The sequence below is a fragment of the Antarctobacter sp. genome (genome assembly GCF_965277915.1).
In the GTDB taxonomy this organism is placed as follows: domain Bacteria; phylum Pseudomonadota; class Alphaproteobacteria; order Rhodobacterales; family Rhodobacteraceae; genus Antarctobacter.
In genome coordinates this window covers 2,075,477-2,094,334 of record NZ_OZ255849.1, presented here as the reverse complement: position 1 = coordinate 2,094,334, position 18,858 = coordinate 2,075,477, and the positions used below count along the sequence as shown (strand labels likewise).

The 18,858-nt window shown below is 64.0% G+C and carries 18 protein-coding genes; 7 read left to right on the top strand and 11 right to left on the bottom strand.

Translation table 11 applies throughout. From position 1 onward, the window contains the following. Window positions 1-75: 75 nt before the first annotated feature. Window positions 76-492 carry a DoxX family protein gene (locus ACQY5B_RS11035; protein ID WP_305969866.1) on the bottom strand — a complete coding sequence of 139 codons (417 nt, stop codon included), beginning with the start codon at window positions 490-492 and terminating at the stop codon, window positions 76-78. Between the two features lie 146 nt (window positions 493-638). Between ACQY5B_RS11035 and ACQY5B_RS11030 the strand changes: the two genes are divergently transcribed. Next, window positions 639-1,535 (top strand): LysR family transcriptional regulator, encoded by an 897-nt coding sequence (locus ACQY5B_RS11030; protein WP_420325239.1) that lies wholly within the window; start codon window positions 639-641, stop codon window positions 1,533-1,535. A 46-nt stretch (window positions 1,536-1,581) separates the two neighbouring features. Here ACQY5B_RS11030 and ACQY5B_RS11025 read toward each other — a convergent pair whose 3' ends face one another. Next, window positions 1,582-2,439, bottom strand: a complete 858-nt coding sequence (locus ACQY5B_RS11025) for an SDR family oxidoreductase (RefSeq protein WP_420325240.1) — start codon at window positions 2,437-2,439, stop codon at window positions 1,582-1,584. A gap of 110 nt (window positions 2,440-2,549) precedes the next feature. Between ACQY5B_RS11025 and ACQY5B_RS11020 the strand changes: the two genes are divergently transcribed. Continuing rightward, complete coding sequence (locus ACQY5B_RS11020) at window positions 2,550-2,939, top strand: winged helix-turn-helix transcriptional regulator (RefSeq protein WP_305969863.1); 390 nt, start codon at window positions 2,550-2,552, stop codon at window positions 2,937-2,939. Between the two features lie 136 nt (window positions 2,940-3,075). On the opposite strand, the gene ACQY5B_RS11015 is transcribed toward ACQY5B_RS11020, so the two are convergent. Continuing rightward, the gene (locus ACQY5B_RS11015; RefSeq protein ID WP_420325241.1) at window positions 3,076-6,153 is read right to left on the bottom strand and encodes a DUF4214 domain-containing protein; all 3,078 of its coding nucleotides are present in this window, start codon (window positions 6,151-6,153) and stop codon (window positions 3,076-3,078) included. Between the two features lie 650 nt (window positions 6,154-6,803). Here ACQY5B_RS11015 and ACQY5B_RS11010 point away from each other — a divergent pair. The 5 genes from ACQY5B_RS11010 to ACQY5B_RS10990 all read left to right on the top strand — a co-directional run bounded on the left by ACQY5B_RS11010 (window position 6,804) and on the right by ACQY5B_RS10990 (window position 11,628). Beyond that, window positions 6,804-7,544 carry an ATP-binding cassette domain-containing protein gene (locus ACQY5B_RS11010; RefSeq protein ID WP_305969861.1) on the top strand — a complete coding sequence of 247 codons (741 nt, stop codon included), beginning with the start codon at window positions 6,804-6,806 and terminating at the stop codon, window positions 7,542-7,544. Then, complete coding sequence (locus ACQY5B_RS11005) at window positions 7,541-8,596, top strand: ABC transporter permease (protein ID WP_305969860.1); 1,056 nt, start codon at window positions 7,541-7,543, stop codon at window positions 8,594-8,596. Before ACQY5B_RS11010 ends, ACQY5B_RS11005 begins: the two co-directional genes overlap by 4 nt. Before the next feature lie 36 nt (window positions 8,597-8,632). Next, window positions 8,633-9,613 carry a sugar-binding protein gene (locus tag ACQY5B_RS11000; RefSeq protein ID WP_305969859.1) on the top strand — a complete coding sequence of 327 codons (981 nt, stop codon included), beginning with the start codon at window positions 8,633-8,635 and terminating at the stop codon, window positions 9,611-9,613. A gap of 87 nt (window positions 9,614-9,700) precedes the next feature. Beyond that, entirely contained in the window at window positions 9,701-10,780 is a 1,080-nt protein-coding gene (locus ACQY5B_RS10995) for a Gfo/Idh/MocA family protein (RefSeq protein ID WP_420325242.1), read from the top strand. A gap of 11 nt (window positions 10,781-10,791) precedes the next feature. Further along, a complete protein-coding gene (locus ACQY5B_RS10990; protein ID WP_420325243.1) occupies window positions 10,792-11,628 on the top strand; it encodes an amidohydrolase family protein in 837 nt (278 codons plus the stop codon). A 38-nt stretch (window positions 11,629-11,666) separates the two neighbouring features. Here ACQY5B_RS10990 and ACQY5B_RS10985 read toward each other — a convergent pair whose 3' ends face one another. Genes ACQY5B_RS10985 through ACQY5B_RS10950 form a run of 8 tightly spaced genes read right to left on the bottom strand, consistent with a single transcriptional unit; the run spans window position 11,667 to window position 18,833 of the window. Further along, a complete protein-coding gene (locus ACQY5B_RS10985; protein ID WP_420325244.1) occupies window positions 11,667-12,449 on the bottom strand; it encodes a creatininase family protein in 783 nt (260 codons plus the stop codon). 3 nt (window positions 12,450-12,452) lie between these two features. Beyond that, window positions 12,453-13,364: an isopenicillin N synthase family dioxygenase gene (locus ACQY5B_RS10980; RefSeq protein ID WP_420325245.1), complete on the bottom strand. Its 912-nt coding sequence runs from the start codon at window positions 13,362-13,364 to the stop codon at window positions 12,453-12,455. 14 nt (window positions 13,365-13,378) lie between these two features. Further along, entirely contained in the window at window positions 13,379-13,975 is a 597-nt protein-coding gene (locus tag ACQY5B_RS10975; protein ID WP_420325246.1) for an NAD(P)H-dependent oxidoreductase, read from the bottom strand. A 1-nt stretch (window position 13,976) separates the two neighbouring features. Beyond that, the gene (locus ACQY5B_RS10970) at window positions 13,977-14,555 is read right to left on the bottom strand and encodes an NAD(P)H-dependent oxidoreductase (protein WP_420325247.1); all 579 of its coding nucleotides are present in this window, start codon (window positions 14,553-14,555) and stop codon (window positions 13,977-13,979) included. A 27-nt stretch (window positions 14,556-14,582) separates the two neighbouring features. Then, a complete protein-coding gene (locus ACQY5B_RS10965; RefSeq protein WP_420325248.1) occupies window positions 14,583-15,980 on the bottom strand; it encodes an FAD-binding oxidoreductase in 1,398 nt (465 codons plus the stop codon). After that, window positions 15,977-17,233: a cytosine deaminase gene (locus tag ACQY5B_RS10960; protein ID WP_420325249.1), complete on the bottom strand. Its 1,257-nt coding sequence runs from the start codon at window positions 17,231-17,233 to the stop codon at window positions 15,977-15,979. The genes ACQY5B_RS10965 and ACQY5B_RS10960 overlap by 4 nt, the downstream gene beginning before the upstream one ends. Continuing rightward, entirely contained in the window at window positions 17,233-18,084 is an 852-nt protein-coding gene (locus ACQY5B_RS10955) for an ABC transporter permease (RefSeq protein ID WP_305969850.1), read from the bottom strand. The genes ACQY5B_RS10960 and ACQY5B_RS10955 overlap by 1 nt, the downstream gene beginning before the upstream one ends. Further along, window positions 18,081-18,833, bottom strand: coding sequence for an ABC transporter ATP-binding protein (locus ACQY5B_RS10950; protein WP_420328662.1), 753 nt, complete (start codon window positions 18,831-18,833; stop codon window positions 18,081-18,083). The genes ACQY5B_RS10955 and ACQY5B_RS10950 overlap by 4 nt, the downstream gene beginning before the upstream one ends. Between the last annotated feature and the right edge of the window lie 25 nt (window positions 18,834-18,858).

The window sequence follows — 18,858 nt, the reverse complement described above, 5'->3', positions numbered from 1 at the left end:
TTTGTGCCGGCGCGTCATGCGGCCTTTGACCTAATGTGCGCCAAGTGACGTCATCGGGACAGGGAGGGCATTGCGTCAGGCAAACTGTCCCAGGCTACGTTGCAGCGCCGGGATGCGCAGCGCGAAGGCGCCGGCGCCAAGAAGCGCCACGGCCAGTTGCGCGACGGCCCAGAACAGCGGGAATTCCCAGCCGCCGCCTTCACCCGAGAACAGCCAGCCGTTGCCGATGTGCACCCAAGTGGCGCCCAGCAGGACCGGGATCAGGGCCAGCGACACAAGCCGCACGGCAACACCAAGGATCAACGCGAGGCCGCCACCCAGTTCGGCGGCGATGGTCAGGTAGGCCAGGAAACCCGGAAGACCCAGGCTTTCGAAATAGCCGACGGTGCCCGCGATGGTGAAGACGTTCACCTTGAGCAGCCCGTGGGCCAGGAAAAGAACACCGCTGGAAACGCGCAGCAGCGTGGCGGCATAGTCGGTCGACGTGGTCATGTCATCTCTCCATTCAGGTGCCCTGCCCCGGCGTCTGTCTATCGGGTCGGGCCGTTGCTCTTACCGACACCTAGGCCTTGCAGCTTTCCAATAAAATGGCGACATTGTGGAATGACTATCTCGTAAATGTTCCGAATGAGTATCCCATGGACGTTGTCGACGAAATCAGGGCCTTCGTGGCCACGGCCAAGACCGGGTCGTTCACGGCCGCTGCCGATCAACTCGGGGTCTCGAACCGGCTGACGTCGAAATACGTCGCCGAACTGGAAAGCAGGCTGGGGGTCAGGCTGCTTCAGCGCACGACGCGCAGGGTCGGGCTGACGCCAGCGGGCGAAGATCTGCTGGCCCGCGCGCCTGCACTATTGGATGACCTCGACGACCTCCTGGCCGAAGTGTCCGAAGACTCGCGCGGGTTTACCGGGATGATCCGGATCTCGGCCCCTGTGACATTCGGTGAGATCTATGTCGCGGGCCTCCTGTCGCGCTTCGGTGATGGCAACCCGGGGCTGCGTTTCGATCTTCGTCTGGGCGATGACTACGTCGACCTTGCCAGCGAGGGGATCGACCTTGCCTTTCGCATCGGGCGGTCGGACATGCTGTCGCTCAAGTCCCGCAAGTTGGGAGAGATCCGCTCTGTTGCGGCGGCAAGCCCGGACTACCTGGCCCGGCATGGAACGCCCGAGACCCTGGAAGACCTACGGCAGCACGCCTGTATCCTGGACACCAACCGCCGCGCGCCGCGTCGTTGGATGTTTCGCCCAGATGGGGTCGAGGAGATGGTCGAGGTGCAAGGAAGGTTTCAGGTGAACTCTGCCAGCGCGGCGGTGCAATTGGCCGCCGAGGGGCTTGGCGTCTGTTATGGGCCACGGTTTGCCTTGCGCGACGCACTGGACGCCGGTCGCCTTGTGCCGGTTCTGCAGGAAGTGCCGAGCGAAACTGCCCCTGTCAGCGCCATCTACCTCGAAGGTCGCGCCTTGCCGCGCAAGATCCGGGCCCTGATCGAGTTTGCCGCCGAGGACATTCGCCGCAACGGCAATCTGTAGCCCATGCGATGGCCGCAGAACGCGGCCACTCCAAGGTTGCCGATTGTTATCCCAACATGGTCTTCAGCGTGTCGCGCATCGGCGTCGTCGGACGCCCGATCAAGCGCGACAGGTCGCGGCTCTGCGTGGACAGGGCCCCGGTCGCAGCGCGCGCGTCGCTGTCGGCCAGGATCGCGGCAAAGTCCTCGGGAAGGCCGGCGCCGACCAGTGCCGCAGTATAGCTGGCCTCGTCGAGATCCACATAAGTCACCGGCTTGCCGGACACCTCGCTCAGGAGCGCCGCGTAATCGGACAAGCTGAAGTCGGTGTCGCCGCCCAGTTCATAGGTCTTTCCCTCATGCCCGTCACCGGCCAGCACGACCGCCGCGGCCTCTGCGAAATCCTCGCGCGACGCGGTGGCAAAGCGTCCCTTTCTTGCCGCCCCGAAATGCTGCCCCATCTCCAATGCCTGCGGCGCGCTCCCGGCGATATTTTCGGAGTACCAGCCGTTGCGCAGGATCGCGTGGGGCAGACCGCTCTCGCGCAACGCCGCCTCGGTGGCGTTGTGTTCCTTCGCCAGCGCCATGCCGCCGGTATCGGCGTTTAGGATCGAAGTATAGGCCACGAAGCCCACGCCGGCATCCTTGGCCGCTTCCAGCACGTTTCGGTGCTGCTCCGCACGCTTTCCGACCTCGGACGAGGAAATCAACAACAGCCGGTCGCCTCCGTCGAAAGCTCTGCGCAGACTGTCGAGGTCATCATAGTCGCCCTTGCAGGTAGTGACACCCGTGGCGTGGAAGGCCTCTTGCGCCGAGTCGGAGCGCACCATTGCGATGATGTTTTCCGCGGGGACAAGCTTGCGCAGGTGGTCCACCACGCGTTGCCCAAGCTGCCCCGATGCACCGGTGACCAGGTAAGTCGTCATTGCCGTTCCTTTCACGTCTCGAATCGAATACAGGTCTCATTTAGAGACCTAACCGCCGCCGCGTAAGGAGGCAGGTTTTTGGAACAAGGTCACAAAAAGGGAACCCGGAGATGCCCGAAGTGAGTGCGAGGAAATTGCAGGACTGGACGGAACAGGGGTTCGAACCGGGCAATTGCCCCGTGCGCCAGGTGCTGGACCATGTGTCGGCCAAGTGGCCCGTCCTGATCCTTCTGGAGCTTGGCCTAAAACCGATGCGGTTCAACGAGTTGTTGCGTGCCCTACCCGATATTTCCAAGCGGATGCTGACCCAGTCCCTGCGCAACCTCGAACGTGATGGCATCCTGCGCCGCGAGGTCTTTGACACCAAGCCGCCGAGCGTGACCTACAGTCTTACGGACCTCGGAGAGGGGTTCCTGCCGCACCTGCTGGCACTGGTGGACTGGGCCGAAAAGGGCATGCCCGAAATCGTCGCCGCGCGGCAACGCTTCGACCGAACCTGACAGGTGTCAGGTCAGCTGGTTCGCTTTGCGCGCGGTCAAACGCCACTCGGCGCGCGAGAGAGGGGCCGGGCCAAGCGCCGGACAGAAAAAGTGCCGCGCAAGCGCGCGGCACCTTGAATCGTTCGGCCAATGCTCCTCAGACCAGGATCATATCCTCTGTGATCTCGCCCAAGGCGGTGTTCAGGTAGACGATGGTTTCACCCTGATCGGTGAACACGACGTCGTTGCCCACCTGGCTCATGTTGGCGCGCGCCTCTGCGGCAGTGCCATAGCCGAAGCCGACGAACTCGATCATGTCCCAAGCCTCGACGCCGACCACCTGGTCGTTGCCCGCTGCCGCCGCGTCGAACTGGAAGGTGTCGGAGAGGACGCCACCGAACAGGAGGTCGTCGTCCGCACCACCAACCAACAGGTCGTCCTGGCCGAGCGAACGCATGTGGTCGAGCAGGTCGTCCGCCTGCGCATTGACCGCCCCCGCCCCCTTGGCAAGGATCGAGATGACCTGCGGACGGGTCATGGTGCCCGCATCCAGCTGCGCCGGCCAGAGGCTGAGTGCCATCGGATCAGCGCCCCGCTCAAGCAGCGTCTGGTAGAGGATTTCGACGAACTCGACATTCGTCGTTCCACCGTAGAGGGCGGTCGCCGCATCCGAGGCAAAGAGCTCGGTCGCCACCTCCAGCATCGTGACCCCTTCTGCCAGATCCATCGTCAGCGTCTCGATGACCGATACCGAGGGTTCCTCGCCGGTGACCCCGACATAAAGCTGATAAGCCTCATCGGTGTAGTCCTGCTGATAGCCCGCCTGCGAGAATTCCAGCGCCACGGGGCTGGTCTTGGCGATCGCCTCAGGGCTGTCCGCGAAAAAGGCCATGACGTCCGCACGGGACCACGTGTCGGCGTCCAGCAGCGCGACCCAACCGGTCAGCCCGCCGTCGGGTGCACGGTCAAGCGCGTTTTCATACATGGCGGTCACGAACTCGGTATTGGTCAGTGCGCCGTAGGCCGCGACACCCTCTGCCGAGTTGAGGAAGGTCTGCGCCATGTCCACAAGGTCCATGTTCCCTGCAACGATGGCCGAGGTCCAGCCAAAGTGGCCGGGACGGTCCGGCAGGCGGTCAAAGGCGGTCTGGTACATCCGGAACACCTGTTCGGCCGCGGCGTCAAAGACCGGATCAACCGGCTCTGCCATCAGATCGTCATCGCCGGCTCCGCCCAGCAGGACATCCTCGCCGCCCTCGCCCAGGATGGTGTCGTTGCCTTCCATGCCGTCGATGACGTTGTCCCCCGGCGTGCCGACCAGCAGATCGTCGCCGCTGGTCCCGTCCACGGGCACGGCCGGCGCGCGGTTGATCAGCAGGAAGTCCTCGATCGTCAGCTCTTCGGTGACGCCCGCGAGCACCGCGATGCGGTTGCCGTCAATCGCGATCTCGAGGTTGCCGGCAACGACCGTCTGGGTGATCTTGGTGTCGAAGTTGACGTCATTCACGCCCAGGTCGATCAGGCCGATCACGTCCTCCCCGTCGGTGAAATCGTTGATCGTGCTGGTGGCAAAGATCGTGTTTCCGTCCTTGCCGTAGGACAGGACGAAAAGATCATCGCCTTCACCGCCGGTGAACGTGTTGCCACCCTGCCCTACGAGGTGATCCGCCTCGGCGGTGCCGTTGATTGCGACGGCCTCGTCGTGGATCGCGATTTCCTCGTACTCCATCAGCAGCGTGGTGTCGTAGAGCATTGCCGGCTTGATGTCGCCCTTGACGTAGAAAGCCACGTCGAAGCCGTCGGTCATGTTCAAACCGTTCTCGGATACCAGGCCCGAGTTGTTCTGCCAGCCGGCGCTGATAGACAGCGGCGAGACAGGGAATTCCCAGTCCAGCAGGTTGATGACGGTCGTGTCATCCGCGCCCACTTCGTATTTGACCTCGCTGCTGGTGATCGGCAGCGGGTCGCTGGGATCGGTCGGGATCACGACGCCGGGCAGGTCCTGGCCGTACTTGTCCGGTTGCAGGCGCCAGCGCGGACCAGAGATGTATTCGCCGTTCGTGTCGAAGTCCGCCTCGAAGGGCTCACGGTCCATCGTCGTGTACCAGGCGTTGGTATACCCTTCCAGCAAGTCCTCCGAGGCAAGCCCGCCCGCCGCAAGGGCGGAAACCGCCGCCTGCTGGGCCAGCCATGCGTCCTTGAGGATCGTGCCCGCCGGGTACAGCGTGCCGTCGCCGGCGTAGTAGTCGTCGGTCGTTACCCAGACCTCGCGCGGGCCGTTGCCGTCAAGGTTGTAGTCCGGGACGATGGCATAGGTCGGCAATTTGCCGATTGCGGCCTCGTTCTCGTAGTCCTCGGGGCGGATCTGATCGTTGGGGTTGTTGGTGATGGTGTGGTTGGTCACCAGTTCCGCGCCCGTGACCTTGTAAAGCGGTTGCAGGCCGCTTGCCGGATCCGTCTCGCTCCACTCGTCCGGCAGTTCCATCGTTGCCTCAAGCCGGATGTCGTTGGGACGCTTGACCATGTTCCCCCAGCGATAAAGCAGCTTGCCGTCGTCCTTGAGGGTCACCGAATAGTCGCTGCTGTAGGCGATGTCGTATTCGATCGTGGATTCATTGGGGTTGAGCAGGTCGCGAATGTCCAGGACCCCGTCGTTGTTCCGGTCGGTGACACCGTAGGTCGCCGGGTCCGCCAGCAAGTCAGAGACGTACTGTCCGTCCCATGCGGGATTCTGGCTGAGCAGGATCAGGTTATCGTCCAACTGGTAGACCGCGTCGGGATCGCCCGGGTATTTCTGGTCGGACAGGATGTTCTGCATGACCGAGTAGTGCTCGGTCGAGGCCTTCACCGAATTGAAGCCCAGGCCGGACAACCAGGTGCCCAGCACGGCAGGCGTGCGGAAAGTGTCGGTTGCCGCGTCCGAGACGACGATGCCCAGCTGTTCACCGGCTGGTCCCGTCAGGTCGCCGACCCAGCCTTCGCCATAGTCGAAGTCGCGTATCTTGTCCTCGGCTCCGACGAAATCGGTGACGTAGAACCCGAACTCGCTGTCGACGGGGTACAGCATGATCCCGTCCTTGGTCACCATCGGCGCGGCCGTGAAATCGACGATCGGCGCGTCTCCAGGCAGGATATCGCCCTGGGTCAGACCGTCATAGGTTCCGGTGACGTCAGCCGTGCTGAAGGTATGAGTTGCGGTGTAGGTCGGGGTCGTGATTGTCGGGCTGTCGGCCATGATCATTGTCTCTTGATACGGTTGCGGGGCGAGAACTACCGGGACACATTCCACTAACTATATATACGTGCTTCGCTATGTATCTTGAGGATTCCGACCGTGGCATTGATATGAATCAACAAATTTCAAATCTTGCATGTTTCGGGAAAAACGAACCCAGGGGTGATTGTCGGACCGCCGAAGATCCTGAAGATGCGCAGCTGACCCGCGTGTGCAGCATCATCCGCGAAGACCGGTACGGCCTCTTGACGCCATCACGGCGTGAACGAGCGCACCGCCTCGGACAGTTCCGCCTCAAGGCCATTTGGCAACACCAGCACACGTTTCAGCGTATACCAGTCCGCTTGTTCAGCATCCGGCTCACGGTGGCACTGATCACACCTGCCCCCCTCCGACTTTCGAGATCGCCGCAGTCCTGATGGGTTTCCCATCATTTTTTTCTGACTAGAGGGTTTCGGCATTAGCGGTAACTGGGCATACTCTCGTACATAAACGGGAGGATGCCGCCGGAAAGGCGGCACATACGCACAGACATCGACACGCCCGCCACGGGCGTCATCCGACGGGCGGGTTTTCCGGCCCGGACAGGGTGTTGCCGGCCATCTCTGGTGGCGGATCAACAGTCGTGCGAACAAGGGAGGAAGCTGCGCATGAGCCTGATGGAGCTCAGACAGGTCACCAAGAGTTTCGGCGCCATCCACGCGCTGAACGGGGTGGATCTGAGCATTGCCCCCGGCGAGGCCATCGGCCTGATGGGCGACAACGGGGCCGGGAAATCCACGCTGATGAAGATCATCGCTGGAAACTTTCCCCCGACGTCCGGCGAAATCCGCATCGACGGCAGCCCGGTGCATTTCACCCGTCCCCTCGACGCACGGGAAAACGGGATCGAGATCGTCTACCAGGACCTTGCGCTGTGCGACAACCTGACAGCGGCGGCGAACGTCTTTCTGGGCCGTGAGATCAAGTCGGGCATCTGGCCGTTCCGCAGCCTCAACTACAACGCCATGTACCAGAAGGCCGGAGAACTGTTTTCCGAACTGAAATCGGAAACTCGCCCCCGCGACCTGGTCAAGCAGATGTCCGGCGGCCAGCGGCAGGCGGTGGCCATCGCGCGCACACGCCTGTCCGATCCGAAACTGGTGTTGATGGACGAACCCACTGCCGCGATTTCCGTCCGCCAGGTCGCCGAGGTTCTGAATCTCATCAAGCGGCTGAAATCCACCGGCCACGCGGTGATCCTCGTCAGCCACCGGATGCCCGACGTTTTCGAAGTCTGCGACCGGGTGGCCGTCCTGCGGCGCGGGACAAAGGTGGCGGACAAGCGCATCGACGACACCAGCCCCGAGGAAGTCACAGGCCTGATTATCGGAGCCATCGAGGCAGCATGACCGACAACACGAACACCCCGCAAGACGCCCATGACAAGACCGCGCAGACACCGGTCGATCACGCCGCCATCGACGACAGCATCACCTCGCGCCGAGAGGTCTCTGGCATCGGTGCCATCATCCGCACCCAGCCTTTCTGGGTCTTCATCGCCATCCTCACCATCGGCGTGGTGATGACCTTCGTTTCCGATGCGTTCCTGACCGAACGCAACCTCTTCAACATCACCCGCAACATGGCCTTTTTCGGCATCATGGCGCTGGGCATGTCGGCGGTGATCTGTACGGCGGGTATCGACCTGTCCGTGGGCTCGCTGCTGGGCCTCTGCGGCATCAACCTTGCACTGGTCTTGCAGGCCGGCTGGGGAGTCGAGATCGGATTTCTCGCCTGCATCGGCACGGCCGCGTTGGTGGGGTTCATCAACGGCGTGCTGATTGCCTATGTCCGGCTTGCGCCTTTCGTGGTGACATTGGGGATGTTGGCGATGGCGCGGTCCATCGCGATGGTGATTTCCAACAACAAGATGGTCTACGAGTTCGGCCCCGACCAGGAGATCTTTGAGTGGATCGGCGGCGGCAGCGTGCTGGGCGTCCCCAATGTCGTCTGGGTGCTGACCATCATGACGCTGTTTTTCCTCTGGATCTGGCGCTACTCGGAATGGGGCCGCTGGGTCATCGCCATCGGCGGCAACGCCCATGCGGCGAAACTCTCGGGCATCCCGGTCGAACGGGTGATCGTCTCTGTCTACATGGTCTGCTCGATTTGTACCGGCATCGCAGCCTTCATGTTCATCGGCTACACCGGGTCGGCGACAAATGGCATGGGCGCGACCTATGAGCTGAACGTGATCGCGGCCAGCGTGATCGGCGGCGCCAACCTGATGGGCGGTATCGTCTACGCCCTTGGTGCGCCAATCGGTGCCGCGCTGGTCGAACTGATCCGGAACTCGCTGCTGCTCGCCGGGATTCCGGCGCTCTGGCAGCAATTCTTTGTCGGGTTGTTCCTCATTCTAGCAGTCTTGCTGGAACAGCTTCGCAATCGAGGGGGCAAATAAGCCCCACACTTCATGAAACTCAGGGAGGAGAAAGACATGAAGAAACTGCTGACCGCAACCGCGCTCTGCGCGCTGGCACCGGTGATGGCCTCGGCCGATTACACCTTTGCCCTTGTCCCCAAGGCGATGAACAACCCGTTCTTCGACCTCGCCCGTGACGGCTGCTATGCCGCACAGGAGGAACTGGACGACGTGACCTGCGAATACATCGGCCCCGGTGAGCACACGGAACTGGAGCAGATCCAGATCGTCCAGGACCTCATCACCAAGGGGGTCGACGGGATCGCGGTGGCGCCTTCCAACGCCCCCGCGATGGCCAAGGTTCTGCGCGCTGCGGCCGATGCGGGCATCCCGGTGATGACCTGGGACTCGGACCTTCTGCCGGAGGATCAAGACCTGCGCACCACCTATGTCGGCACCAACAACTACAACATCGGCGTGCACCTTGCGGAACTAGTCATGGAACGGCACCCCGATGGCGGCACCATCTGCCTGCAGACCGGCGGCGCCGCAGCGGCCAACCACAACGAACGCCTCTTGGGCGCGCGCGAAACCCTGGCCGGGGCCGAGCTGGGCGATCCTCCGGGCCGCCCGCTGGACGGCGACAACGGCTGGACCGAAATCGCGGGCTGCCCGCTGATCACCAACGACGACGGCAACGTCGCCGTGCAGGGTCTGACCGACATCCTTGCCGCCAATCCTGACCTGACGGCCTTCCTGTCGACCGGCGCCTTTACCCAGTGGTTCGACAACGCCTACCGCAATGCGGCCGAGCCCTACAAGGCAGAGATGGACAGCGGCGAGCTGACCATTGTCGTGGCCGACACGCTGCCGATGCAGATCGCGCAGACCAAGGACGGTCTGGGCAATGGCCTTGTCGGCCAGCGTCCCTACGAAATGGGCTACAAGGCGATGTACATCCTCAAGGACATCGCCGAGGGCAAGGACGTGGATGACCCGATCTTTACCGGGCTGGACGTTTGCAACAACGACAACATCGACACCTGTGTAAAGTGATCTCCGGGTGACGAAACTGGACGGCGGCGCAGCCCTGCGCCGCCGTTTTCGCGGGGATTGCCTCGTGAGGATTAAAGGAGAAAGTGATTGCAACGGGTACGTTACGCGGTCGTCGGCGTTGGCTGGATTTCGCAGATCGCCTTTCTGCCGGCAGTGGCCCAGACCGGCAATTCCGAGGTCACGGCCATCGTCAGCGGCAGCACGGATGCGGCGCGAAAACTGGCCGAGTTCCACGGTATCCCCGAGGTGCTGACCTATGAGGACTACGACGCCCTGCTCGCCTCGGACCGGATCGACGCGGTCTACATCGCCCTGCCCAACTCCTTGCATGCCGATTACGCCATCCGTGCGCTCAAGGCCGGCAAGCACGCGCTGGTCGAAAAGCCGCTGGCCCCCACGGTGGCCGAATGCCGTGCGATGATCGAGGCCGCAGACGCCTCTGGCGCCTATCTGATGACCGCCTACCGCCTGCACCACGAACCCGGCACCGTCAAAGTTCTGGACCGCATCCGCCGCGGAGAAATCGGCGACCCGCGCGTCTTTACCTCGGTCTTCGGCTTCCAGTCGGCGGCGGACAACCATCGCCTGCGCCCAGAACACTGGGGCGGCCCTCTGCAGGACATCGGCGTCTATTGCCTGAATGCGGCCCGTCACATCTTTGGCGATGAACCGACAGAGGTTGCCGCGATGGGCTCAAACGGCGACGGCGATCCACGCTTTGCCGAGGTCGAGGAAAGCGTCGCCGTCACCCTGCGGTTCCCGAGCGGAAGGCTGGCGCAATTCATCGCAAGTTTCGGCACGGATGAGCAGGACAGCTATACGGTGCTGGGCACCAGGGGCACGCTGGATGTCTCTCCGGCCTTCAGGTTCGAAACCGACGTCGCCCTGACCCAGCGCGCCGCCGGGGTGCCGCAAGACCACGTCGTTGCGCCCGAATGCGATCATTTCGGTGCCCAGACCGCCTATTTCTCGGATTGCATCCGGACGGGTCAACCGCCCGAGGACGACGGCGCCGAGGGGCTGGCCGACGTGACGATCATGCGTGCCATCGAAGAGGCCATGCGAACGGGCAAGGCACAATCCGTCGCCCTGCCCCCGCGTCCGTCCCACCCCGGGCCGGACACGCTGCGCCGCGTCCCGCGCACCGATCACCGGCTGGTTCTATGACGGAGGCAGGCATGGACCATATCGATTCCCACCACCATTTCTGGCACCCGGCGCGCGGCGATTACGGCTGGATGCCCGCCGATGACCCGGTCTTGAGCCGCCCCTATCACCCCGCGGACCTTGGCGAGGGCCTGCAGGCGAGCGGTGTCGCGCGAACGGTGCTTGTGCAGGCGGCGCCCACTCTCGCCGAAACCGAATACCTTCTGGGGATCGCCGATAGCACGCCGCATGTGGCCAAGGTCGTCGGCTGGATCGACTTCGAGGATCCCGCCCAGAAGAAGCCACTGCAACGCCTTGCCAAACATCCCAAATTCGCCGGCGTCCGCCCGATGATCCAGGATATTCCCGACGATCGCTGGATGCTGAAGCCAGAGGTGCAATGGGCCTATGAGGCCCTGATCGACCAGGACCTGACTTTCGACGCGCTGGGCTTTCCCCGTCACCAGGCACCCTTTCTCGAACTGCTGAACCGCTATCCCGACATGCGGGTGGTGCTGGACCATTGCCTGAAACCGCAACTGCGCAGCCATTCCGAGGAGAGCTTCCGCACCTGGGCCGAGGGCATGACCCGCCTGGCGGAAGAAACCGGTGCTTTCTGCAAGCTGTCTGGCCTTGTGACCGAGGCCGATGACCTGCCGTCGGACGATCTGCTGCAGCCCTATGTCGATCACGTCCTGTCCGTCTTCGGACCGCAGCGCGTGATGTGGGGATCGGACTGGCCCGTTGCCCGCCTGCGCTGCGACTATACCGACTGGCACGCGCAGGCCCTTCGGCTGACCGCCTCCTTGTCAGAGGCGGACCGCGCGCAGGTGTTCAGCGGAACCGCTGAGCGGTTCTACCGGCTCTGATGATTGTCGAAGTTCGCCGCCCAAGCCTTTGATAACTATCAAAGGATCGCCGGTGCAGAAGGCAGTTCCATCGCCTCGACCTCGCGCAGCATCTCGACAAAGCCAGCCACCTGGTGCCGCGCGGTCGCCTCGCCTTTCTCTGCGGTCGCAATCGAAGCATCGCCCACCGTCCCCGCCGGGTTCAGGTCCGAGGCGATCCACCCCCGGCTGATCGGGCCCGTCGGTGGAATCGCGGCCTCTTCGGCGGCCGACCGGAAATTCTCGGCCCGGCCCATGTCCACGCAGTGCGGCTGGCAGGCCAGCATGATCGAGGTTTCGACATCGCCGCCATGAATGCCATAGCGCCGCTCGTGGTCGGAATACATCCCCTCGGGATGGCCGAAGTTTCCCCATTGGCATTTCACCGCCAGCATCCCCGCCTGTACCCGCAACTCGCGCGACAGGATCGAGATCAGGTCCAGGTTGCCGCCGTGCGAATTGGCGATGACGATCTTGCGCACCCCCGCACGCGCCACGGACAGGCCGATCTCTGTCCAGGCGGCCAGGGCGGTCGCCGCGCCGAGCGTCAAGGTGCCCCGCGCCCAGAGATGTTCGTTCGACTTGCCCACCGCCATGACCGGCAGGATCGCCAGGTCCAGGTCCTCGGGACAGGTCTCGCGCAGCAGATCCAGCATGTAGTCGGCGATCATCGTGTCGGTGCCGACCGGCAGATGCGGCCCGTGTTGCTCCACCGCCGCCGTGGGCAGCACGGCGATGGTCTTCATCGGGTCTACGGCCTCGAATTCCGGCGCGCGCCGTTCGGTCCAGTCCAGTCGTCTCAAGCCTCAATCTCCTTTGTATGTGGCGTCCAGCCGCGACCGCAGGTAATCGGCCCCGGTGATCGGCGCGTAGCGTGGCCTGCCCGTGCCCGGCAGGGCCGCAATCACGCTGTCAGGGTTCGGATCCAGGAAGAACGCGACCGACCTGCGCGCCCGCGCCGGGGGCAGGACGCGATGCGGCGTGGATCGGTACAGGTCGTTCGACCAGCGCATCAGGCAATCGCCGATGTTGACGACAAAGGCGCCGGGCACATGCGGCACATCGATCCAGTCCCCGGACAGGGCCTGCACCTGAAGGCCCGGCTCGCCATCGGTCATCAGCAGGGTGATCGACCCGTAGTCGCTATGCGCCCCGGCGCCGATCTCTCCGGCTGCGCCGCTGGCGGGCGGATAGGACAACAGCCGCAGCGTCGCCATCGGCGCGGTGAAATGCGGTGCGAAATAGCCGGGGTCCAGCCCGAAGTCCCGCGCGAAGGCACCGTGCAGCGCCACGCCAAGCTGCCACGCCCGGTCATAGTAGCCCAGCAGGGTCTCACGAAACCCGGGAAGGTCGGGCCAGACATTCACGCCCCGGAACGGCTCGCCGCGCAGCACACGCGCATCGTCTTCGGCCAGGTCCAGCCCGATGTTGAAGGCTTCCTTGCGATCCACATGCCCCGATGCCTCGTCAAGCCGCTCGCTGCCCATCCTGGCCCAGCCCCGGTTGTGCGGTGTATGCGCGATGTCCAACACCGCCTTCTCCGCCTCGGGCAGGGCAAAGAACCGGTCGACCTGCTCAAAGACCTGCGTGATCTCCGCCTCTGGCACCCCGTGCCCCGTCAGGCAAAAGAATCCGGTGCCACGGCAGGCCGCCCCTAGGCGCGCGCTGACCCCTTCGGGATCGTTCTGATACAGCGACCAGTCCAGTACTGGGATCATGTCTGCCTCCGTTGTCATGCCAGGAACCTGTCCAGCACCCGGTGCAACCGGGCCAGGTGCCGGGCGCGGCTGGCCGGGCTGGAACTGTCCATCAGGTAATGCGCGGCAAAGGCGGTACGGCAGCGCCGAGCGCAAAGCAGGCGCACCCCGCGCAAGAGCGTCCTGCGTCCCGGCGCGCCGATCCAGCGCGTCAACCACCAGCTTGCCCCGCAGGTGGTAAAGACCCCCAGCCGCGTGATCTGCGTCAGTCCCGGCGCGATGTTGTCCCCCTCTGCCTTGGGCATTTCAAAGGCCACGCCCGGCAGCATCACCCTGTCCAGCCAACCTTTCAGCAAGGCCGGCAACCCGTACCACCAGGTTGGGTAGACAAAGATCAGCGTGTCGCACCATTGCAGGTCTTCCACCTCCGCGGCCACCGTGGTGCGGTTGCCCGGCTCCTCCAGGTAGCCGGCCCATTCCCCGGGCGACAACACCGGGTCGAAGCCGCGCGCATAAAGATCATGCTCGCGTACCTCGGCGCTTCGGGCCTCCAGCCGCGACAGCACCATGCCCCGCACCGCGGCGGTAAAGCTCTCGGGTGAGGGATGACAGTAAACCACCAGGGCCCGCATGTCAGAACCTCGCCATTTCGCGTTCCACGCGGTCCAGGAACCCCGCGTGCTGCGCCTCCGTCGCCCGGTTCATGCCGTACAGAGACAGGTACCGCATCTTCTCGGGCCGGGTGACGTGCCACACCGCCCGGCGCACGATCTTTCGCGGCGGGTCACCCGCCATGAAGGCACGCCAGCGCGTCCCGCCGTAGGTCGTGACCGCCGCCAGCCGGGTGATATGCGTCAGGTTCGGCTTGACCCGCCCGGCTTCCAGCCGAAAGGAGACCCCGGGCAGAAAGACCCGGTCGAAATATCCCTTCAGGATCGCCGGAAAGCCGAAGTTCCAGACCGGAAAGACCAGCACCAGCGCCTGCGCCGCGCGCAGACGCTCGACGTGCTCTGCCACGGGGCCAAGGTTTGCCGGCACCTCGTGATAGCCCCGACGTTCGGCCTCGCTCAGTACCGGATCGAAGCCTTCGGCATTGAGGTCGCAGTCATCCACGTCCCAGCCGCGCGCCTCCAGCGTCTCGACCACACGGGCATGCAGCGCCGACGACAGGCTTTCCGGACAGGGATGGGCAAACAGAACAAGCGCCCGCATCTCAGCGCGCCCTCCCGACAGCCAGGTTCATTCCGCGGCCTGCATGCGCGGATAGGAATACATGCGCTCATACCCCCAGTCGGGATCGTCCCAGGCGATCATCTTGCCGGGGTTCAGCAGGCCCTTGGGGTCCGCTTCGCGCTTGAAGGCCAGTTGCCTGTCGTCCACCGACTGCCGCCCGCCTTCCTCCAGCGTGTAGCGATGCGGGTTGAAGACCAGCGCGCCCTTTTCCTCGTGGATGCGTACGATCTCGTCCAGACGCTCCTCGGTGCTGAACTTGACCAGCGTCAGCCCGGCAAAGCCAACCTTTCCATTCGCCCGGATCGACTCGAGATGCTGGATGCATTCCCCCGGAAAGGTCTGGCGGATTTCCTCGACCAGCGCCCGGTGATCCGGGAACCCATAGCGCACCTGGAGATAGGTGATCGACGGATCGACCTTGAGCGCGCGCAGCGTCGTGTGGTTCCAGCCGTATTCGAACACCGGCCCCGGCCGGCGCGGCCAGTCGTGATCGTCGGAACGATAGATCATCCGCACTCCGGGCCGTCGCGCGAGGAAGGTCAGGAAACCGTCCATGCCATGTGGTGCCACCATCAACCCGACGAGGTGATCGCCCTCGGTCACATGTGGGCGTACACGTTGGAAATAAGCGTGCGCCGTGGGCGCCTCGTAGACGCTGGCCAGCTTGATCAGGATGCCATCCTCATTCGCCAGATCGTCGGCAAATGCCATCGCGGCGCCGAAGTCCTCGGAGGCGACAAAGATGTCGATCCAGTCATAGGCCGGCGCCAGCGGCATCTCGATCTCGGTGATGATGCCGTTGGTGCCATAGGCGTGGCTGACGCGGGCCAGTTCCTCGCCGGTGAACTCCAGCACCCGCGGCTCGGCCTCCATCGTCACCACGCGAAGGCGGATGATGTTTCCCAGGTCGCGCAGACTGCCCCATGTGACCGACCCGACCCCGCCGGAACCGCCCGCAATGAATCCGCCGATCGTCGCCGTCGCCCAGGTAGAGGAGAACATGCGGATTTCCTGCCCGGTTTCACGGCAGGCGGCATCCAGATCCTTGAGCAGGCAGCCGGGCTCCACCACCACGCGGCCCGGCACGATTTCCTTGACCTCTGTCATCCGGCTCAGGTGCAGGACACAGCCACCCTCGAAGGGCATGGCCTGTCCGTAATTGCCGGTGCCCGCGCCCCGTGTCGTCACCGGCACGTTGTGCTGATAGCAGGTTTTCAGAACCTCGATCACCTCGGCCTCTGTCCGGGGGCGAACGACGAAATCCGCTGTGACGTGATCCAGCCGCGCTTTCAGCACCGGCGAATACCAGAAGAAATCGCGAGAGGCGGCGCGCACCGGGGTTTCGGCATCTACGAGGTCCAGGTGCGCCAATGCGGCCTTGGCGGCGGTGATGTCTGCGGTCATGAGGTCTTCCAGAGGTTGTCGAGGTCGGAGTAGTCGGGCAGCTTGCGGTCGATGGCCTCGCCCCCGCGCAACACGATGCGGTCGCTTTGGGGACGGGCAAAGAACTCGGTCCAGTCGCGGGCGCGAAAGATCACCAGGTCGGCTGGCGCACCCTCTTCCAGCGCGCTGATACCGAAACCGCAGGTCGCCTCGGGCGTGAGCGTAAAGCTCTTGATCCAGTCGGTTTCGCAGTGGTCCAGGTGGGCGATACGGGTGGTCTCGCGCAGGACCTCGACCATGTCCATGTCGCCATAGGCATAGAACGGATCGCGCGTGTTGTCGGAGGCGAAGCTGACCGGGATGCCCCGCGCCCGCATCTCGTGGACCAGCGTCACGCCCCGGCGCCGCGGCGTGCCGGTGCCCCGGTCCTGCAGGTAAAGGTTGCACATCGGCAGGCTGACCACATGCAGTCCGGCCCGGGCGCAAAGGTCCAGCGTGTCCAGCGCCCGCGCCTCGTCCTGCGTCGACAGCGAACAGCAATGCCCCACCACGACGCGGCCCTGATAGCCGGTTTCCAGCACCGTCTCGGCAATCATGCGCAGGGTTTCGGATGAGGCATCCATCGTCTCGTCGGTGTGGAAATCCACGTCCAGCCCATGCGTGTCGGCAGCCGCGAAATGCCCCAGCAGACGCTCCTTGAGATCCGGCACCGGGTAGGTGACCATGCCCAGAACGCCGCCGTATTCCGCAACCGTGCGGGTGATTTCGGGGTATTCCTCGGTGCCGTAGGCCTCGCAGGAGACCAGGCTGGCGGCCTGCAGTTCCATCCGTCCGACCCATGCCTCGCGCAGGTCAGCAAAGACGGGCCAGCTGCGCAGGTATTGCCCGTTCATCGAATCGAGGTGCGTCCGGATCTGCTTGGTGCCATGGGCCCAGGCGCTCCGCAGGGAAAAGCCCATGCGGGTTTTCAGGTCGTCCTCGGTCCAGTTGACGTGATCGGCGCGCACGGTGGTCAGCGCGCCCATGAAGGTGCCATCGGGGTTGGACGCGCGGGGCCAGATGTGGCCCTTGTCCAGATGCGTGTGCATGTCGGTAAAGCACGGCAGGACCATCGCACCGCGCATGTCCACGGCCACGCCCCCCGGCGCGGCGATGCGGCCCGCCTCGATCCCCATGTCGGTCCGGACAAGGTCGCCCTCCTGCCCGACAAGACAGGCGGGCACGGTGACATTGGCCAGGGTGAAGGCCCCGTGCGGCAGAGAAGTGAAATCCATCAACCGTCCTTTTTCAGCGCGCTTTCGTGCCAGCGGAACAGCGCGAGGTGACTGATCAGGCTCATGACCGCAAAGATCGTCACGCCCATCAGGGAAATCAGGATCAGCGCCGCGTAGAGCCTGCCGAAGTTGAACCGGTAGGACGCCTCGAGCAGCGTCGAGGCAAGCCCCAGCCCGGTCCCGGCCCGGCCGATCACGAATTCCGCCACCACCGCCCCGATCAGCGCCAGCCCGCCCGCGATCTTGAGACCCGAGAGAAAGTAGGGCAAGGCCGAGGGCGCCGCGAGATGGCGCAGCCGCTGCCAGCGGCTGGCCCCGTAGATGGTAAAGAGGTCCTCGAGGTTGCGGTCGGTGCTTTTCAACCCGACGGTCGTGTTCGAGAGGATCGGGAAAAACGCCACGATCCAGGCACAGAGCAAGGCCGCGACAAAGGGACTGTCGAGGTAGATCTGCAACAGCGGCGCAATCGCCACCACCGGCGTCACCTGCAGGATCACCGCGTAGGGAAAGAAGGACATCTCGATCCATTTCGACTGGGTGAAGGCCACCGCCAGCAGCGCCCCGCCCAGGATCGCGAACCCCAGCGCCAGCAGCGTCAGCCGCCCAGTTGTCAGCGTGGCGGCCCACAGCAGGTCCCAGTCCTCGATCAGCTTGTCCAGCACCAAGAGCGGCCCCGGCAGGATGTAATGCGGCACCTCCGAGAGCGTGACATAGAGGTGCCAACCCAGCAGCGTCAGGACCATGACCAGCGAGGGCAGCGTCCATTTCGCGATCCGCAGCACCTGTTCGCGCCGTGCACGCGCCGCTTCCTCGTGATCGACCAGGGGCGTCTTGGTGTCCGTCATGCTCATGCCGCCTCTCCCGTGGCGCGGTGCAGCGCATCGGATGCCAGGCGGCAATACCGTGCATATTCCGCCGAGGTGCGGAACGCCTCGCTGCGCGGATAAGGCGCGTCGACAGTCAGTTCCTCGATCACCCGCCCGGGCCGGGCCGCCATGACAACCACGCGGTCGGAGAGAAAGACGCTTTCAAAGACCGAATGGGTGACGAAGATCACCGTGCAGCCGATCTTTTCGCGCAACGACAACAGGTCGTTGTTCAGCTTGAAGCGCGTGATCTCGTCCAGCGCGGCAAAAGGTTCGTCCATGAGGATCAGCCGGGGTTTCGTGACCAGGGCCCGCGCGATGGACACGCGCATCTTCATGCCGCCCGACAGTTCGCGCGGAAAGGCGCGCTGGAATTTCTCCAATCCCACAAGGCGCAGAACCTCCAGCACGTCGTCGCGGACCTCGGCAAAGGGCACGCCCCGGATTCGGAACGGCAGGTAGACATTGTCCATCACCCGCGCCCAGGGCATCAGCGTCGGTTCCTGGAAAACAACTCCCAGATCCCCTGCCCCCTTGTCCCCGGCAGCCTCCTCACCGGTCCAGGTGATGCGGCCCGATGTCGGCTGCATCAGCCCCGTGACCAGTTTCAGCGCCGTCGATTTGCCGCAGCCCGATGGCCCCAGCAGCGAGATGAAATCTCCTTCGTTGACGGTCAGGTTCATGTTGCGCAAGGCGATGACGCCGCCGTGGAATGTCTTTTCCACCTGCGCCATCTTGAGCAGTTCAGGGCGTTGGCCC

Coding starts and splice junctions, on each gene's coding strand:
- ACQY5B_RS10950 (WP_420328662.1), bottom strand. CDS start 18,833: ATGGCGCAGGTGGAAAAGACATTCCACGGCGGCGTCATCGCCTTGCGC.
- ACQY5B_RS11025 (WP_420325240.1), bottom strand. CDS start 2,439: ATGACGACTTACCTGGTCACCGGTGCATCGGGGCAGCTTGGGCAACGC.
- ACQY5B_RS10975 (WP_420325246.1), bottom strand. CDS start 13,975: ATGCGGGCCCTGGTGGTTTACTGTCATCCCTCACCCGAGAGCTTTACC.
- ACQY5B_RS10965 (WP_420325248.1), bottom strand. CDS start 15,980: ATGACCGCAGACATCACCGCCGCCAAGGCCGCATTGGCGCACCTGGAC.
- ACQY5B_RS11020 (WP_305969863.1), top strand. CDS start 2,550: ATGCCCGAAGTGAGTGCGAGGAAATTGCAGGACTGGACGGAACAGGGG.
- ACQY5B_RS11000 (WP_305969859.1), top strand. CDS start 8,633: ATGAAGAAACTGCTGACCGCAACCGCGCTCTGCGCGCTGGCACCGGTG.
- ACQY5B_RS10970 (WP_420325247.1), bottom strand. CDS start 14,555: ATGCGGGCGCTTGTTCTGTTTGCCCATCCCTGTCCGGAAAGCCTGTCG.
- ACQY5B_RS11010 (WP_305969861.1), top strand. CDS start 6,804: ATGAGCCTGATGGAGCTCAGACAGGTCACCAAGAGTTTCGGCGCCATC.
- ACQY5B_RS11035 (WP_305969866.1), bottom strand. CDS start 492: ATGACCACGTCGACCGACTATGCCGCCACGCTGCTGCGCGTTTCCAGC.
- ACQY5B_RS10990 (WP_420325243.1), top strand. CDS start 10,792: ATGGACCATATCGATTCCCACCACCATTTCTGGCACCCGGCGCGCGGC.
- ACQY5B_RS10980 (WP_420325245.1), bottom strand. CDS start 13,364: ATGATCCCAGTACTGGACTGGTCGCTGTATCAGAACGATCCCGAAGGG.
- ACQY5B_RS11015 (WP_420325241.1), bottom strand. CDS start 6,153: ATGGCCGACAGCCCGACAATCACGACCCCGACCTACACCGCAACTCAT.
- ACQY5B_RS10955 (WP_305969850.1), bottom strand. CDS start 18,084: ATGAGCATGACGGACACCAAGACGCCCCTGGTCGATCACGAGGAAGCG.
- ACQY5B_RS11005 (WP_305969860.1), top strand. CDS start 7,541: ATGACCGACAACACGAACACCCCGCAAGACGCCCATGACAAGACCGCG.
- ACQY5B_RS10960 (WP_420325249.1), bottom strand. CDS start 17,233: ATGGATTTCACTTCTCTGCCGCACGGGGCCTTCACCCTGGCCAATGTC.
- ACQY5B_RS11030 (WP_420325239.1), top strand. CDS start 639: ATGGACGTTGTCGACGAAATCAGGGCCTTCGTGGCCACGGCCAAGACC.